Source organism: Methanomassiliicoccales archaeon LGM-DZ1, from assembly GCA_030168595.1.
GTDB lineage: Archaea > Thermoplasmatota > Thermoplasmata > Methanomassiliicoccales > Methanomethylophilaceae > Methanomethylophilus.
In genome coordinates, this window is record CP115556.1 from 1,592,629 (window position 1) to 1,608,592 (window position 15,964).

The 15,964-nt window shown below is 58.2% G+C and carries 13 protein-coding genes and 1 tRNA gene; 10 read left to right on the forward strand and 4 right to left on the reverse strand.

Features of this window, described 5'->3' with window-relative positions:
- Positions 1-7: 7 nt before the first annotated feature.
- Together O8W32_07945 and O8W32_07950 are read right to left on the reverse strand one after the other, a co-directional pair.
- On the reverse strand, positions 8-451 hold the full coding sequence (locus O8W32_07945; GenBank protein ID WII09094.1) for a ribonuclease HI family protein: 444 nt from the start codon (positions 449-451) through the stop codon (positions 8-10).
- A complete protein-coding gene (locus O8W32_07950; GenBank protein WII09095.1) occupies positions 376-798 on the reverse strand; it encodes an aspartate 1-decarboxylase in 423 nt (140 codons plus the stop codon). Before O8W32_07950 ends, O8W32_07945 begins: the two co-directional genes overlap by 76 nt.
- Positions 799-1,105: 307 nt before the next feature.
- Between O8W32_07950 and O8W32_07955 the strand changes: the two genes are divergently transcribed.
- The 4 genes from O8W32_07955 to O8W32_07970 all read left to right on the forward strand — a co-directional run bounded on the left by O8W32_07955 (position 1,106) and on the right by O8W32_07970 (position 5,419).
- Complete coding sequence (locus tag O8W32_07955) at positions 1,106-2,251, forward strand: hypothetical protein (GenBank protein WII09096.1); 1,146 nt, start codon at positions 1,106-1,108, stop codon at positions 2,249-2,251.
- A 9-nt stretch (positions 2,252-2,260) separates the two neighbouring features.
- Positions 2,261-3,280: an iron ABC transporter permease gene (locus O8W32_07960; GenBank protein ID WII09097.1), complete on the forward strand. Its 1,020-nt coding sequence runs from the start codon at positions 2,261-2,263 to the stop codon at positions 3,278-3,280.
- Entirely contained in the window at positions 3,274-4,068 is a 795-nt protein-coding gene (locus tag O8W32_07965; protein WII09098.1) for an ABC transporter ATP-binding protein, read from the forward strand. The genes O8W32_07960 and O8W32_07965 overlap by 7 nt, the downstream gene beginning before the upstream one ends.
- 229 nt (positions 4,069-4,297) lie before the next feature.
- On the forward strand, positions 4,298-5,419 hold the full coding sequence (locus tag O8W32_07970) for an IS110 family transposase (protein ID WII09099.1): 1,122 nt from the start codon (positions 4,298-4,300) through the stop codon (positions 5,417-5,419).
- A 534-nt stretch (positions 5,420-5,953) separates the two neighbouring features.
- Here the strand turns inward: O8W32_07970 and O8W32_07975 are convergent.
- Positions 5,954-6,029 (reverse strand) — tRNA-Asp (locus tag O8W32_07975).
- 208 nt (positions 6,030-6,237) lie between these two features.
- On the opposite strand from O8W32_07975, the gene O8W32_07980 reads away from it, so the two are divergent.
- The 6 genes from O8W32_07980 (at position 6,238) to O8W32_08005 (ending at position 15,078) form a co-directional block, all read left to right on the forward strand.
- A complete protein-coding gene (locus O8W32_07980; GenBank protein WII09100.1) occupies positions 6,238-7,353 on the forward strand; it encodes an iron ABC transporter permease in 1,116 nt (371 codons plus the stop codon).
- A 36-nt stretch (positions 7,354-7,389) separates the two neighbouring features.
- Positions 7,390-8,472 (forward strand): iron ABC transporter permease, encoded by a 1,083-nt coding sequence (locus tag O8W32_07985; protein WII09101.1) that lies wholly within the window; start codon positions 7,390-7,392, stop codon positions 8,470-8,472.
- 113 nt (positions 8,473-8,585) lie between these two features.
- Entirely contained in the window at positions 8,586-11,813 is a 3,228-nt protein-coding gene (locus O8W32_07990; protein ID WII09102.1) for an InlB B-repeat-containing protein, read from the forward strand.
- A 50-nt stretch (positions 11,814-11,863) separates the two neighbouring features.
- Entirely contained in the window at positions 11,864-12,970 is a 1,107-nt protein-coding gene (locus O8W32_07995) for an iron ABC transporter permease (GenBank protein ID WII09103.1), read from the forward strand.
- On the forward strand, positions 12,967-14,025 hold the full coding sequence (locus O8W32_08000; protein ID WII09104.1) for an iron ABC transporter permease: 1,059 nt from the start codon (positions 12,967-12,969) through the stop codon (positions 14,023-14,025). The genes O8W32_07995 and O8W32_08000 overlap by 4 nt, the downstream gene beginning before the upstream one ends.
- Positions 14,026-14,070: 45 nt before the next feature.
- The gene (locus tag O8W32_08005; GenBank protein ID WII09105.1) at positions 14,071-15,078 is read left to right on the forward strand and encodes a CBS domain-containing protein; all 1,008 of its coding nucleotides are present in this window, start codon (positions 14,071-14,073) and stop codon (positions 15,076-15,078) included.
- Positions 15,079-15,090: 12 nt separating this feature from the next.
- Here the strand turns inward: O8W32_08005 and O8W32_08010 are convergent, their stop codons facing one another.
- Entirely contained in the window at positions 15,091-15,954 is an 864-nt protein-coding gene (locus O8W32_08010) for a DUF362 domain-containing protein (GenBank protein ID WII10052.1), read from the reverse strand.
- Positions 15,955-15,964: the final 10 nt, after the last annotated feature.

Consider the following 15,964-nt stretch of genomic DNA (forward strand, 5'->3'; position numbering starts at 1 on the left):
ATCCCCCCTACTGCTTTCGGTAAAATAACCGGAACCGTCGTTGGATTCGATGCCTGTCCATCTCGGCGTTCAGGAGGGCGTCCGCGCGGGGAATCATGCGCTCGGAGCGGCGGACGTTGGTGAACGTGTGGTGCGGGATGAGCGAGACCAGGTTCTGGGCGTCGTCGTGGAGGGCCTTCATATCGGGGGATTTGACGGCGTACTGCCCGGTCATCTGGCGGATGACCAGCTGGGAATCCATCACGAACTCGACATCATCGAACCCGAGCTCCAGGCATTTGGAGATCCCGGCGATGAGCCCGCGGTATTCTGCATAGTTGTTGGTGTGCACGCCCAGGAACTCAGCGTGCTCGTGCACGACCTTCCCGTCGACGGTTATGACGATGGCATAGGCGGATTTCCCCGGGTTGCCGCGGGACCCGCCGTCAGAATAGGAGCATACCTTCGGCATCGGTAGGTCAGCTCTTTGGCGATCCTGTTGTGCGAGTCGACGAGGATGACTTTGGCGGAGATCGGGCTGTCGGTGAGCTCGTATCCCATGATGATGACCTTGTCGCCGACGGAGGCCAGCCTGGCGGCCGCGCCGTTGAGGGCGATGATGCCGGAACCCCTCTCCCCCGGGAGGATGTAGGTCTCGAAGCGGGCGCCTGTCTCGACGACGGCGACGGTGACCCTCTCCCCTACCAGCATGCCGCTGCGGTCGATGAGGTCGGCGTCGATGGTGATGCTCCCCTCGTAATCGAGCCTGGCCTCCGTGACGGTGGCCCTGTGGATCTTGCTCCTGAGCATCCAACGCATGGATATCCCATCCCCGTTCCTTCTTTAAAGTTTCCTGTTCATGTCCGAATCGGTACATCAGTAACACGAACGGAATATTATTTATACACAATATACAGATAACATCTGCAGGAAGAAACGTATTACTAAAGGCCGTGAGGCGTTCGGGCCCCTGTGCTCGCCTCCTTTCAGGGGCCCGTTCCCGGTTTCCGCGCGTCTGTGTTCCATTGCCGTTCTATTATTATCAGTTTAATTAAGAATGCACATTTTATGCATAATTAATTTTTATAATGTAACATTTATATCGGATTCCGTATGTAATCCCGTGATGAAAAGCAGATTCCTGGTATTGGTGCTGGCGGCCGTTCTCGCTGTCCCGGCATTTTCCGTTATGGCGGCGGACGGTTCTTCCGCGGATACCTCGGACGGAACAGAGAGCTCCGGGTTCGAGATAACGTACACCCTCAAAGGCACCGAATACACAGTATCGTATGACGGGCCGGACGACAAGGCCGTCATATTCGGCTATGCCGTCGGCAAGACCGTGGACCAGGCAGGGATGTACTCCAAGATCTACGCCGCCGGCCCCTATGCCAACAACGCCCTCGCAGAGGACGGGAACGAGAAGGTCCAGCGGCTTCCGTCCCTGTACAATTCCGGGAACATCGACCAGATATACACGACCCTGGTGCAGGCGGCGGAGAAAGGGTACCTGGACAAGGAGAACACGACGGTCATCCTGACCACGTACATCGATAATTCGCTGAACCTCAGGAACAAGCTTACCGAGGCAGGCTTCACGCACATCCTGTTCTACGGCAGCATCGAGAGCTACGACCAGGTGGTCTCGTGCGTCTCCGACATCGAGAAGGCGCTCGGATCGTCCGAGGGGCTTGCGGACAGCATGACCCAGACGGAAGAAGAAGTGACAGCTGCCCTGAGCGGCGCCGAGAAGAAGGACTTCATTTACCTCTGGTACAGCAGCAGCAACGGCTGGGGCGCCAAGCAGTCCGGACTCGCCGTCACCCTGGGCGAGACCGCCGCCGGGAACAATGCGGGGTACACTTCCGACTCGACCTCAGGCACCTACTACAACGAGAACTTCATCATCCAGTGCCTTTCGTCGTATCCGGACTGCGTGATCGTCCTCGACAGCGGCTATGTCCGCAATTACGAAGGGTCGGCGGAGAAGTTCGTGGAGGAGTTCATGGGCGGATCGATCGGAAGCCATACCATCTTCGTCTGCGAGCAGGAGTGGAACAACTACGACCCGCAGTTCGCCGACGGCCTGAAGGCGTTCGCGACCGCGCTCCATCCGGACATCTACTCTGAGAGCGATGTGAAGGTCTACAGCAGCTCGGATTTCGAAGACGGCAGCAGCGGCAGCGGGATCGGCGCTGCAGTCTACGCCGGCGCCGCTGCCGCCGCCATAGTCCTGGTGGGGGCCGTCCTCTGGCTCCGCTCCAGGCACTGAGGCATCCCCTTGGCCGAGGAATGGGGAAGGCGCACCAAGGCGCTGGCATGCGCCGCCGTCCTGGCGGCCCTGCTGGTGCTGGCGGTGTTCCTGGACCTGTCGTATGCTCCGGACCCGATACCCTTCAGGAGGGTATGGGACGTCATCTGCGGGAACGGGACCTGGGCCGACAGCTTAATCGTCCCGATGAACGCCGAACGCGTATGCATCGGAGCGGTGGTGGGCTCCGGCCTCGCGGTCGCAGGCGCGGCAATGCAGGCCATGTTCCGCAACCCGATGGCCTCGCCGTACATACTGGGTCTTTCCTCCGGGGCCTCCCTGGGGGCCGCTTTGGGCATACTCTTCGCGGTACCGTTCATCCCTGCGGTCGTCAGCACCCCCGTCCTCGCCTTCGTTTTCTGCCTCCTGACCATGTTCCTGGTCTACGGGGTGTCGAGGATCGGAGGGGTCACCCATACGGAGACGCTGATCCTGACCGGGATCGCCGTCTCCTCCCTGATGTCAGCCGTCGTCTCGTTCCTCACGTTCATATCGGGCGACAAGATGGAGGACATCGTGTTCTGGACCATGGGCAGCCTGTCCCGCGCGGACTTTGGCGAGACCGCGGCGGTCGCTATCCCCGCGGCCGCCGGGATGATCATCATCTACTCCTACGCCAAGGACCTCAATGCCATGATGATCGGCGACTCCCACGCCATGGACCTGGGGATAGATGTGGCGAGGACCAGGCTGGTCGTGCTGGTCGCCTCCACGCTCGTCACCGCTTCCGCGGTCGCCTTCGCCGGCTCCATCGGTTTCGTCGGGCTCATAATCCCGCACATTTTCCGCATCCTCCTGGGCCCGGACAACAGGATCCTCATCCCCATAAGCGCCCTCGGAGGCGCAGCGTTCCTGATCTTCTGCGATTGGCTGGCCCACGTCGTCGCCGAGCAGTACGGGGTGCTGCCCATAGGCATACTCACCGCGCTGGTGGGCGCCCCGTACTTCATCTATCTGCTGAGGGTCAGGAGGAACGAGGTGGGATGGTGAGGGACCTGCGCGCCGAGGGGCTGCATTTCAGGTACCGCGAGAAGCCAGTCCTGGACGGTGCCGACCTGGACATCCGCGAAGGGGAGGTCTTCGGGATCCTGGGGCCGAACGGTTGCGGGAAGACCACCCTGCTGAAGAACCTGAACAGGAACCTCTCCCCCGAGTCCGGGAGGGTGCTGATCGGGGACGACGACATCGCCGGCATGGCCAAGAAGGACATAGCCAGGGAGATCGCCGCCGTGCCGCAGGGGAACGAGATCAGGTTCTCATTCACTGTCAGGGACATCGTGGCCATGGGTAGGATGCCGTTCCAGAGGCAGTTCGAGGGGGAGAGCCGGTCGGACGGGGAGATCATCGACCGGGCGATGCGCGATGTCGGTATCTGGGACATGCGGGACAGGCACATCAACGAGATGAGCGGGGGCGAGCGCCAGACGGTGATCATCGCCCGTGCCCTGGCCCAGACCCCGAGGTACCTCCTGATGGACGAGCCCACGAACCACCTGGACATCAACATGCAGTTCGAGGTCCTCGATCTCGTCCACAGGCTGTCGAGGGAGAAGGGCATGACGGTGGTGATCGTGTCCCACGACCTGCCGATGGCCGCCCGCTACTGCGACAGGGCGGCGCTCATCGCAGATCATAAGGTCATGTGCTGCGGAACCCCTGAGGAAGTTCTGACGCCGGAGAACATGAGGCTGGTGTTCGGTGTCGACGCGGAGCTCACGAAGGATTCCAAGACCGGGATGAACAGCGTTATCCTGCACGGATCGGTCCGCAGAAGCTGATGCCTGGCACATTAAGGGTCTAATCGGTTCCGGATGCTCAAGGCGAAATCAGAAAAGAGCGCTCAGACAGATGAGTATAGTGGAAAAGACCGCCCCATTCAAAAAGCGACCTGCTGATTCATAGTTGCAACAAAAAACCGCAGGCCGAGAGGAATATCGCCGACCTGAGATAAAGATTGGCGCCTCGGCAGGCCTCCGGGGAAGGTTGCGGCAGGGAGGCAAGGAAAGCTTGAGGATAGCGATCGGGATGGACCTGCACAAGAAGACCGCGGTATGCTGCGCGGTCCATGCGGGCCCGGGGAAGCCGAGCGAAGAAGAGGAGGAGTTCCTGAGGCGCTTCAACAGGGACCACGGCACGCAGCCGTCGGAGCCCGAGGACATAGCGCGGATCGCGGAGGCGCTCCGCGGGCATGAGGCGCATGTCCTCATCGAGAACTCCACGAAGACGCACGAGACCTACTGGGTCCTGACCAACCTCGGGATCGACACGGTCGTGGCGCAGGCCCAGGACCTCTACCGGATCACCAAGTCCGTGAAGAAGACCGACGCCAACGATGCGGCCGAGCTCGCGGGGTACATGCGGCGGAGGCTGAACGGCGAGCGCGAGTTCGCCGTCTGCAAGATGCCGTCCCCGGTCTGGATGGAACGGCGCGAGATATGCCGCGCGGTCCTCGCGGAGAAGAGGCACCTGGCGGACCTCAAGCGCCGGGCCAGGATGCACATGCTCCTCCACGGGATCAGGCTGAGCAAGGATTACTCCGACATCTTCTCGAAGAAGGCGATGAAGGAGATGTGGGACTCGAGGGACACCTGCCTGAGGCTCCTCGTGTCGGAGGCGAGGTCGATAAAGGCCCGCACCGACGAGGAGGCCAGGCTGATCCGGGCGACGTTCGGGCACATCACCGACTTCGATCTGGTGATGAGCATCCCGGGGTTCGGCGCGGTCTCGGCCGCGTACGCGGTCTCTATGATCATCGACGTGAAGCGCTTCGGGTCGTCGGCCCAGCTGGCGGCGTACTTCGGCCTGGTGCCGAAGGTGCGCGAATCGGCGGAGACCTCGCACCGGTGCGCGACCACGCACCGCGGCGACAGAGAGATGCGCAGGCTGCTGTGCCAGTCGGCGATCGTCCACGTCCGCACCGCCGAGGACTCGGTGGTCTCGGCCCTCTACAACAGGCTGAGGGCGAGGGGGGTCTCCCACCGGGAGGCCCAGGTGGCGGCCGCGCGCAAGCTGGTGACCGTGGTCTGGTCGGTGCTGAGGAACCGCAGGCCCTTCAGCACCGACAGGGAGCTCCTGGAACGCTCCGCCGAGATGGCGGAGGAAGCGGAGGGGGATCCGGCGGCGGACTGAACCCCTGATATGCGGGCGCCGAGCGCGGGCATCCCGGGGCCTTAATCGCCGAGCACCATTTGGCCGCCGCATCAGCGGCAGGCCGAAGCAAAAGATGGCGCAAAGCCGAGGGACAGCCGGATACGCGGTGAGGTCCTCCGTCCCGGAGGGGCGGATGGGCGTGAATAAGATGGCGGCCCGGCGGAGATCCCGCCCGCACGAGAGCTGAGGCACAGCACCTGCAGAAGGCGGTCGCACAGCGGAAGCTACGCAAAGTTTAACCAAAACGGGGCTGATAATGTGGTTGGCGGGCGCTGCCTGAATGGAATAAGCAAAAGATGGCGCAAAGCCGAGGGACAGCCGGATACGCGGTGAGGTCCTCCGTCCCGGAGGGGCGGATGGGCGTGAATAAGATGGCGGCCCGGCGGAGATTCCGCCCGCACGAGAGCTGAGGCACAGCACCTGCAGAAGGCGGTCGCACAGCGGAAGCTACGCAAAGTTTAACCAAAACGGGGCTGATAATGTGGTTGGCGGGCGCTGCCTGAATGGAATAATTGGCGTCCCGGATGGAATTCGAATCCATGTCGGGGCCTCGACAGGGCCCCATGATAGGCCACTACACTACCGGGACGGCTGAAATGACCTATTGATATGTGCTATTTAATGGTTGCTGAATCGAAGGGGCCGGGCCTGGAATACAGAGGCCAGTACCGGTTCTTGCCTATGCTTCGAAACACGGAATTCCGAAGGAAAACGGGACTTGCAGCATACAGTATATCACAAATGGATGATACAGCCAACTATAATAATCGGAACATCTATGGGCCCGTGTTCTGAGCATGAAAGGCAATGGACCTGCGGACGGAGCAGTCGGAGAACCCGGCGGCTGTGAGATGATGGAGGCATATGCCAGATATACCGGCCGCAAGGTCATATTCATCGCTGTCTGCATTGTCGCGATCTTCTGCCTGTTCTTCGTTTCTCTCATGTACGGTACGCTCGACCTCTCCGTGAGGGATGTGTTCAATCTCTTCTGGGATCACCTTTCGGGCAGGACATACGACCGTATACAGGAGAATGATGAATGGTTCTCGGACAGGATCCTCTGGGAGTACCGTGTCCCGCGCGCCCTGTTCTGCATAATCGCCGGTTCCTCTCTCGCGGTGGCGGGCGCCGTCATGCAGAGTGTGATGAAGAACCCGCTCGCCGATGCGTACACTACCGGAGTATCTTCAGGAGCGATGTTCGGTGTGGCGGTCGCTATGGTCCTGGGCCTTTCCGTCGGGGGCGGGTCCACCGGAGGCGGCGTGGTCATCAACGCCATGGTGTTCTCGATGATCCCGGTGATCGTCATGGTAGCGATGGCCCCTTTCTTCAAGGAGTCCCCCGCATCCCTGATTCTGGCGGGAGTGGCCACTTCCTACCTGTTCAATGCTATGACGACCCTCATCCTGGTGACCTCGGATTCCGCCGATCTCCAGACCGTCTACCGCTGGCAGGTCGGCTACCTTGCGGATATCCGCATGGATTCTATCCTGCCGACGTTCCTGACGGCGGCGATCGGATCAGCGATTCTCATCCCCCTGTCCAGGAAGCTCAATCTGATGGCCATGAGCGATAACGAGGCCAAGGCCCTCGGGGTGAACGTCAACCTGCTGAGGATCGTCTGCCTGGCCGTCATGTCATGCATGGTCGCGACAGTTGTCAGCTACGCTGGGATAATCGGATTCGTGGGCCTGGTGGTGCCTCATATCGTGCGCATGGTCATCGGTTCGGACAACAGGTTCGCCCTTCCTGCATCGGCGGTCTTCGGGGCGCTGTTCTTCCTGTCCTGCGACATCATCTGCAGGGCGAACTATTGGGGCGGCGAGACGCCTACCGGCGTCATCACCTCTCTTGTCGGCGCTCCGATCTTCATGTTCCTGATCGTGAGATCGAAGAAGGGGATGTGGTGAGATGGCGGGAGCGGCGATATGAATTTGGAGATAACGATGCCGGATCCGAAAAGGATCTATAAAGCATCGAAAAGGCGGAGCCTGCTCCTGACTCTGGCGGTTGCCGCCGCCTGCATCATCGTGGCAGTCTATTCTCTCGGGATAAACGCCTATGACATGACCTTCTCCGATGCCTGGAGCGTGTTCATAGACCATCTGAAGAACGGAAGGCCGGAGAGAGTCGTCGGAGATCATGACAGTTACGTCACCTGGCTGACGGACTATGTGGTGGTCTACAGCAACGCTTCCCGCATCGCCGCGGCCGCGGCCGTCGGGGTGATCCTCTCGGTCGGCGGATCCGTGATGCAGACGGTGACGCACAATCCTCTCACCGAGCCCTATACCATCGGGATATCGTCGGCCGCCCTGCTGGGTTACAGCATCGCCATGGTCTACGATGTCTGCATCCTGCCTTTCGCGTCGGGGGATGCAGCGGAGATAATCAACGCTTTCGTGTTCTCGCTGATGCCGGCATCGGTGATCCTCTTCATATCGGTCTTCAGGAAGATGACGCCGATGATGATGGTGCTGATCGGCATCGGGATGATGTACTTGTTCTCGGCGTTCAGCACCTTTGTGCGCTTCAATGCGTCCGAGGAGGACCTTAAGACCATCTACGATTGGACCGTCGGGAGTGTCGGGAGTGTCGATTGGGACCAGACGGCGATCCTCTTGATCGCCGCAGCGTTGCTGGCACTTCTGTTTATACTCGTATCTAGGTCGGTGAATGTTCTTGCCACGGGGGATGATGAGGCACATGGACTCGGCCTTAATGCCGTCCTGTTCAGGGTGTTCTGTTTCGTGGCAATCTCGGTGGCAGTGGCCATCGCAGTATGCTATACCGGGACCATCGGTTTCGTTGGTCTGGTCGCGCCTCATATTGCCAGGCTGTTCACGGGAAACGACAACCGTCTTCTCATACCCGCGTCGGCGGCCGTGGGGGCCCTCATGATTATCGCCGGGGATACGCTGGTGAGATGGCTTCCTGGTGGCCTCCCGGTCGGAGTGATCACGGCCATCATAGGGAGCCCGCTCTTCCTGTACTTCCTATACAGGCAGCGTAAGAACTCGCTCTTCTGAGCATCTGGCATTGTGCATATTGGATGATTATTCCAATATATTTATAAGGGATTCATGGTTACTTGGACGTAAGCTCCAACAGTCTCATTGGATTCTGGAACAGCGTGATATCTATGGAAAAGAAGTTACTGTACGCCATCATCATCGGAGTCATCGCCGTCGTAGCGGTGTCCGCGGCGGCCGTTGTCATATCATCAGACGATGATCATGATGACAACAACGGGGGCGACAGCACCCTCGCAGTATCCGTCTCCGACCTGAATGATGCCAAACTCAAGATTTTCGGTAATGCCGACGGAGACGGCGACATCGATCAAGATGATGTCGACGCCATACAGAAGCTCATTGATGATTCGGGATACCTGGCCATGGCCGATGCCGACGGAGACGGCGACATCGATGAGGACGACCTGAACATCATCAAAGCGGTCGTTGACTGGAAAGACGGGGATGCTCAGGTCTCCCTCCTCAATGTCAACTATCATGACACCGACGGCAACGGGACAATGGACACAGAGCTTGTATCCACCAAGTTCCCGGTGACCTCAGCCATAATGACCGCTTCTAGCAACGATGCCCTGCTCGTCTACATGCTGGATAAGACAGACATCATTCATGGAGCTTCGTACAGTTACAGTGCCAAGAGTGCTTATGCCTCCATGGACATCACTCTCTTCGGAGACAACCTGCTGGACACCTCCAAGGTTGCCAAGATCGGAAGTTCGTCGACTTCAATCCCTATCGAGGACGGAACAACATCCAGCGGAACGGCGTACACTGGGTCTTCTAAGATCATCAAGGATTACGGCGTTACTGCAGTTATCACTGACTGGAACCGCACTTATATCACTAATGAAAGCGAATATGAGAAAACAGGTGTCGATGTCATCAGGGTCGCTGCGGCATCTCTCGATAAAGACGTTTACACCAACTCAATCCTCACACTCGGTTTCTTCACTCAATCGCTCAGCAAGGCCGCCGAAGTTGTATCTGCTTACGATGCGGCGTTCGAGAGCATTGATTCCAAGGTTTCCGGGATCTCTGATTCTGACAAGGTTTCTGCCGTTGCCTCCTCGATGAGCGGCTATATATCCAGCGGCGGTTCCGATTATACCGACGTCATCGTCAGGGCCGGAGCGAAATTCGCACTTGAAGGATATGATTTCGGCAGTTCTGCAAGCGTCAAGCCCAGCCCTGACCATCTAGACATCTATCAGAACTACAGTTTCGATTACATCGTCCATCTCAGGACCGTTGCCGGATATGCTACATCGACGGATGACGGTCTGAGTTACGCCCAATCTGTCTACAAGACATATTCTGACTCATTCAACCTCTGGGAGAACTACGGCATATCAGGAAGCCAGATTCTGGTGTCCGGATGCGTACCTGTGCCTGTAAGAGTAGCCCTGACGGCATACGCCCTATACGGCTCCTCCGATTATTCGGACATCTTCACCCTGACTTGGGCGAACGAGATCAGCCAGAGCTTCATCAACCTGTTCTCGGGAGACGCCGCCAATCTCACTGCCGGAGAACTGACTCTCGTCATCAACTCCAGCGATGACACGTATTCGACCATCACTTACAATATGAACGGATACACCAACAGTCCCCTCAACCCGACCAAGTACAGAGAGGGAGCCAAGGTAACTCTTTCCGATCCAATTCTCAGCGACGACAAGCATTTCGACGGCTGGTACACGGACTCTGAGTTCACCACCAAGTTCGGAGGAATCACAGCAGATACCACTGGCGATATTGTCATCTATGCCAAGGTTGTCGATGGGTTCACCGTGACATTCGATGCTCAGAACGGCGCATCAGACGCAGTCACGAAGGTTTCCTACGCCGATGGCTCTACTGTCAACGTTCCTCTGTATAAGCACGGAAGCAGCAGTTACGTCGATGTTCCTGAGTACAGCGGGCACACATTCCTGGGCTGGTACACCGACAGCGGGGAGAAGTACTCATTCACGACAGCCGAGACGGAGAGCTTCACGCTGACCGCCAAGTGGCAGGTCACCGAGGCTGCCAACATCTATCTGAAGGTCCTCGGGAACGCCAACAAGGACCTGACCATCGACGTTGATGACGTTGCCATTATCAATGACATCATCGCTGGAACGAAGACCTATGACGATTATCCATATGCGGATGCCAATAACGACGGCAAAGTGGACAGCACTGACCTCGATCTGGTCAACGCCATGATCGCCAAGACCGACGGCACCACTGTCTACGTGGACAATCTCGACAGGACCGGGGCCAGGACCATGACCCAGATCACATACCCGCTTGACAACATCGTCTTTTACGGGACCAACATAATCTATCCTGCAATGTACGTCGGAGCAGCCGACCACACTGCTGGGTACTTCGGGAAACTGTCCTATGCGAATTCGGAATCGGCGCTTCCCTCATCGGGAGCGAAACAGCTCGGCACAGCGGCAAGGTCGATCACCCCTGCAGATTGGAAGCAGTTTACCACACTTGCGAGCGAGAAGACCATCGGTGCGTTCGTCGTGGACTTCAGCGGCATTTCGGCGATCACCAACACGTTCCAGAGCGATCTTGACAAGGGAGGCATACCCATGCTCAGCTGGGGATCGGCAGATGTAAGTGCCGATGCATACTCTGCTCTCACTTTGGCCTTCCTCTTCGGAGGAGATAATGCGGAGATCGGCGAGAAATATGCGCAGAAGACTATCGATGTCATCGATGCGATCGCGCAGAAGGTCTCGACCATGTCCGACAGCGAGAAGCAGTCGTATATCTCGCTGAACATGTACATCTACATCTGTGAGAATGATTCGACGTTCAACACCAGTGCTACTACTGCCGGAGGTGTTCCTTACTACACCATCAACAAGAACTTCGCCAGCAAATATGCCGGAAAGAACTCAACGAAGATGGACAGTACCGAGGCATTGTCCAACTATACGGATGTGGACAAGCTGATAAACAACCGTTCGATTGATTTCGGCACAGATGTCAATGATACTATCGTCAGCACCTGGACACACTCGAATAATGGTGTCAGCTCAGAAAAGTACTTCTCCAAGTACCTCGAGAAACTGTACTATGTGAACAACCTCCTGCCTGCAGGAGCCAAAGTTGCATACATGGCTTACGCTCTTTACGGAGACACTCTTAGCGGAGATTCCGACAGCAGCACCGTGTTCTCCAAGGAGTGGGCGGACTCAACCCTGCAGTACTTCATCGATATGCATCTGGCGCCGTTCCAGTACGATTCTGACGGCACCACTGCTTATCAGACAGTGGACAGCATCGTGACTGTTTTTGGCTACAGCGACTATCAGGCAGCCAAGTCTGCTTGATCTGAAACAGGGAGGGGTTCACCCCTCCCATCTTAACTTCTGAGATTTCCATGGGCATTTCTGCAATCGAATCAAGCGAGGACATAAAGATCGTATACCGCCACCAGATCGCTAGACGCATCCTCCTTCTGGCGTTCTGCATAGCCGCGATGATCCTTTTCATCGGGATGTTCTCGCTGGCAGAATATGATTCGATCTCGATCTCCGAGACATACAAGATCATCTGGAACCACCTCATGGGCACCACCTATGACGTCCACAGCGAGGACATCACCGAAAGGAGATACTTCTGGGCGGATCGTTTCATCTGGAACACGATCATGCCGCACATCTGCGCAGCCATCCTGGCTGGCGGGGGGCTGGCTGTATGCGGGGCCCTTATGCAGGCCATCATGAACAATCCGCTTGCCGATCCCTACAGCACAGGCATATCATCTGGGGCTGCCTTCGGTGCTGTGGCGGCCATCATATCGGGGATATCCATCTCCACCGTGGAAGGAGAGATGGGCATCGTGACCAATGCATTCGTCGGGGCCATGATTCCGGCGGTCATCGTGATCATCTTGTCTCAGAGGATCAATATGACCCCGGCGACGCTCATCCTCCTGGGAACTGCTGTTTCCTATTTCTTCAACTCCCTGACCACTTATGTTATGGTCACCGCAGATGCCGATACCCTGAAATCGGCCTACCTGTGGCAGGTCGGTTCGCTCGACAGCATCGATTGGAACGGAACGTACGTCATGGCGGCAGTGACCATCGTGGGAAGCATCATCGTCCTGCTGCTGTCCAACATACTCAACGTGATGTCGCTGGGCGACAACAGCGCCAAGAGCCTGGGGATAGATGTCCATAAATTCCGCATCATCTGCCTGACCCTGATGGCGGTGATGACAGCGGCCATCGTCTCCTTCACCGGCATCCTCGGGTTCATCGGGCTGGTATCTCCTCATATCGTGAGATTGGTCATCGGATCGGACAACAAGTTCGTGATACCGGTCTCTATCGTTGTGGGGTCATTCCTGCTCCTGCTCTCCGATTATCTTGCGTTCCAACTTTCCGACATCCCCGTAGGCGTGATACTCAGCATCATCGGGAGCCCGGTGTTCTTCCTCCTGATCGTGTTCCAGGGGCGCAGGACGGGGGCGATCTATTGAGCCTGAGGGAGGAATATGGCAGGAGCTGCCACCGTAAAGTGCTCTTCACGGCAGGTCTGGTACTGCTGGCAATTCTATCGTTCTTCCTGACCCTGGGATTCGGTGTCTATGATATCTCCCTCGTGCACTCATGGGAGGTCTTCATTGGGCACCTGACGGACAACATCGCCGATCCGGACGGCGACTATTACATCTGGGGAGAGTACATAGGAAGGGTTTCACGCGCCATCGGGGCGATCTTCGTGGGCGCCGCGCTTTCGGTCGCGGGCGCGGTCATGCAGACCGATTTCAAGAACCCGCTCGCCGAGCCGTACACCATGGGGATCGCATCTGGCGCCTTCCTCGGCGCAGTGCTGTTCCTCGTTGACGGTTTCTCCGTATTGCCGTTCGTCGATGACAATCTGGCACTAGTGGCAAATTCTTTCGTCATGTCGCTCGTTCCGACGGCCATCATCGTCATCGTGGGGTTCTTCAGAAAGATGACGCCGACAATGATGATACTCACCGGGATCGCCGTAATGTTCCTGTTCAGCTCCATTTGCCAGTTAATCCTGGTGACCGCGCCTTCCGAGAACCTTTCTGATGCCTATTCATGGCGTGTCGGCTCGTTATCCAGGATCACGTGGGACAATCTGCCGTACATCGCGTCCGTATCATCGGTGCTGATGGTCCTCACCTACCTGTTCTCAGGAAAGCTCAACGTCCTCTATGCCGGGGACCGCAGCGCCCAGACCTTGGGGGAGAATGCAGGGAACGTCAGGATCGTCACTCTAATCCTCGTTTCGCTCCTGACCGCTTCGGTCGTCTGCTTCGTCGGGACGATCGGGTTCATAGGTCTCGTGGGGCCACACGTGGCCAGGATCTTCGTCGGTTCCAACAACCGCTATCTCCTGCCCGCCTCTGCCTCCTTCGGGGCCGCCTTCATCATACTGGCAGATACCCTGGCGAAGATTTCCGGTCCGAACGGGCTTCCTGTAGGGGTGATCAGCTCGATGGTCGGTGGACCTCTCTTCATCTGGATCCTCATCCGCCAGCGCAAAAGCGCATGGGCCTGATCTCCGCGAAAAACGATATAGCCCCAAGGCAATGACCAATCTGTCATGGCAGCGACAGTCGGCGATTACATGGTTCGCGACGTCCAGTACGTCGCGCCGAACATGACCGTTGAGGAAGTGAAGGACAGGCTCATCAACTCGAACTTCCACGGTTTCCCCGTGGTCGAGAACGGCTATCTCCTGGGATATGTCACCGCCAAGGAGCTGCTCCGCTACATGGACACTCCCAAGGCGAAGCTCCGCTCCGTCATGTCCCGCGGGACCCTCTGCGTCATACCCTCGATGAGCATCGACGATGCCACCCGCGTTCTCTTCCGCTACGGGCTGCGGAACCTCCCTGTCGTGGACGAGGAGAAACGCCTGGTCGGCATCATCTCGAACATCGACATCGTGAGGTCCCAGATCGAGAAATCCCGCCCCGGGAAGGTCATGAACGTTAAGAACTTCATGGAGCAGCAGAACGGCATCACCATGAGGATCCACAATGAGGAGATCCCCATCGACCAGATGATCCCCACCCAGAAAGAGGTGTACATGGATGAGCTCGTCGGCCGCCAGTACGAGATCAAGAGAGGCCTGAACGAGCCCCTTATCGTCATCAAGAGGCACAACGGCTATCTGGTTGTGGACGGGCACCACCGCGTGATGGCCGCTAAGCGCCTGGGCATGAAGACCTTCAAATGCATCGTCCTCGAGCCCAACAACCTCGACATCCCGCTGGGACTGGAGACCACTGCCGAGAGGTGGGGCCTTCACACGCTGGACGACGTGAAGATCATCGAGGGCTCCAAGCACCCGTTCATGGAGGTCACCACCATGCTCCTGCCCAAGGAGCAGGCGGAGAACATCAACCAGATCCTCATGGAGAGGATGGAGGAGGACCCGGGGCCCGGCGTCCCCTCACCCCTCTCGCCGAGGGTCATGAAGAGGCCTGCAGCGAAGAAGGAACCGAAGACCCAGGATCCTGCGGAAGATGCGGCGGAACCTCCCAAGAAGAAGGCCAGGCCGTCCTCCAGGAAAACGCCTGCGAAGGCTAAGGCCAAGAAGGCCTGAACGGTTTTCCCTTCAGATCCTGATCAGCTCGTACTTCCTGGAGCCGATGCCTAGGGCCTCTGCGGCCTCCACTGTATGGATGCCGTGCTGGCGCTCGATCCTCTCCACCAAATGGTCTCTTCCCGGGTCCTTCGACGTGTAAACGAGGTCCAGGCAGGCCTGGTCGATGGCAACAGGGTCCGGCGAGGCCAGGGTGCCGATGTCCTTCATGCAGGGATCCTCCGCTTCTGCGACGCAGTCGCAGTCGACGGAGAGGTTCTTCATCACGCTGACGAAGGCCAGGTTCCCATTGAAGCGGCGGACCACGGCCGACGCCGCGTCTGCCATGGACTCCAGGAAGAGGTCCTGCTCAGTGGAGAAGTAGTCTCCGTCGGGGCTTCCCGCGCCGTGGATGTAGGCCTTCCCGTGGGATGAGGCGCAGCCGATGGACAGCTGCTTGAGCGCTCCGCCGAACCCTCCCATGGGGTGCCCCTTGAAATGTGCCAGCACCAGCAGGGAGTCGTAGTTCTTCAGGTTCTTCCCGACATAGTCCTTCTTGATGACATTCCCGTCGGGGATCTCCAGGACATCGTCCGGGCCCTCGGCGTCCATGAGGTCGAAGTCGAACGTGTCCCAGCCGTGCTCATGGATTAGCTTCCGGTGCTTCTCGGTGCTGTCCCTCTCGCCCGGGTAGGCGGTGTTGCACTCGACCACGGTGCCGCCGGCGGCCTTCACCGTCGGCCGCCAGAAATCCGGGGCCAGGTAGTTCTGGTTTCCCTCCTCCCCCGAGTGGACCTTGATCGCGATCTTCCCGGGAAGCTCTTTGCCGAGCGCCCTGAACGCCTTCAAGGCGTCCTCGGGTGCCGTGCCTTCGGTGAAATAGACCTTGGATGCCATAACCGTCACA

Bases quoted from the DNA above. Each gene is read 5' to 3' on its own strand.
- O8W32_07945 (WII09094.1), bottom strand. From the start codon at position 451: ATGCCGAAGGTATGCTCCTATTCTGACGGCGGGTCCCGCGGCAACCCG.
- O8W32_08010 (WII10052.1), bottom strand. From the start codon at position 15,954: ATGGCATCCAAGGTCTATTTCACCGAAGGCACGGCACCCGAGGACGCC.
- O8W32_07980 (WII09100.1), top strand. From the start codon at position 6,238: ATGAAAGGCAATGGACCTGCGGACGGAGCAGTCGGAGAACCCGGCGGC.
- O8W32_07965 (WII09098.1), top strand. From the start codon at position 3,274: ATGGTGAGGGACCTGCGCGCCGAGGGGCTGCATTTCAGGTACCGCGAG.
- O8W32_07955 (WII09096.1), top strand. From the start codon at position 1,106: ATGAAAAGCAGATTCCTGGTATTGGTGCTGGCGGCCGTTCTCGCTGTC.
- O8W32_08005 (WII09105.1), top strand. From the start codon at position 14,071: ATGGCAGCGACAGTCGGCGATTACATGGTTCGCGACGTCCAGTACGTC.
- O8W32_07985 (WII09101.1), top strand. From the start codon at position 7,390: ATGCCGGATCCGAAAAGGATCTATAAAGCATCGAAAAGGCGGAGCCTG.
- O8W32_07995 (WII09103.1), top strand. From the start codon at position 11,864: ATGGGCATTTCTGCAATCGAATCAAGCGAGGACATAAAGATCGTATAC.
- O8W32_07990 (WII09102.1), top strand. From the start codon at position 8,586: ATGGAAAAGAAGTTACTGTACGCCATCATCATCGGAGTCATCGCCGTC.
- O8W32_07950 (WII09095.1), bottom strand. From the start codon at position 798: ATGCGTTGGATGCTCAGGAGCAAGATCCACAGGGCCACCGTCACGGAG.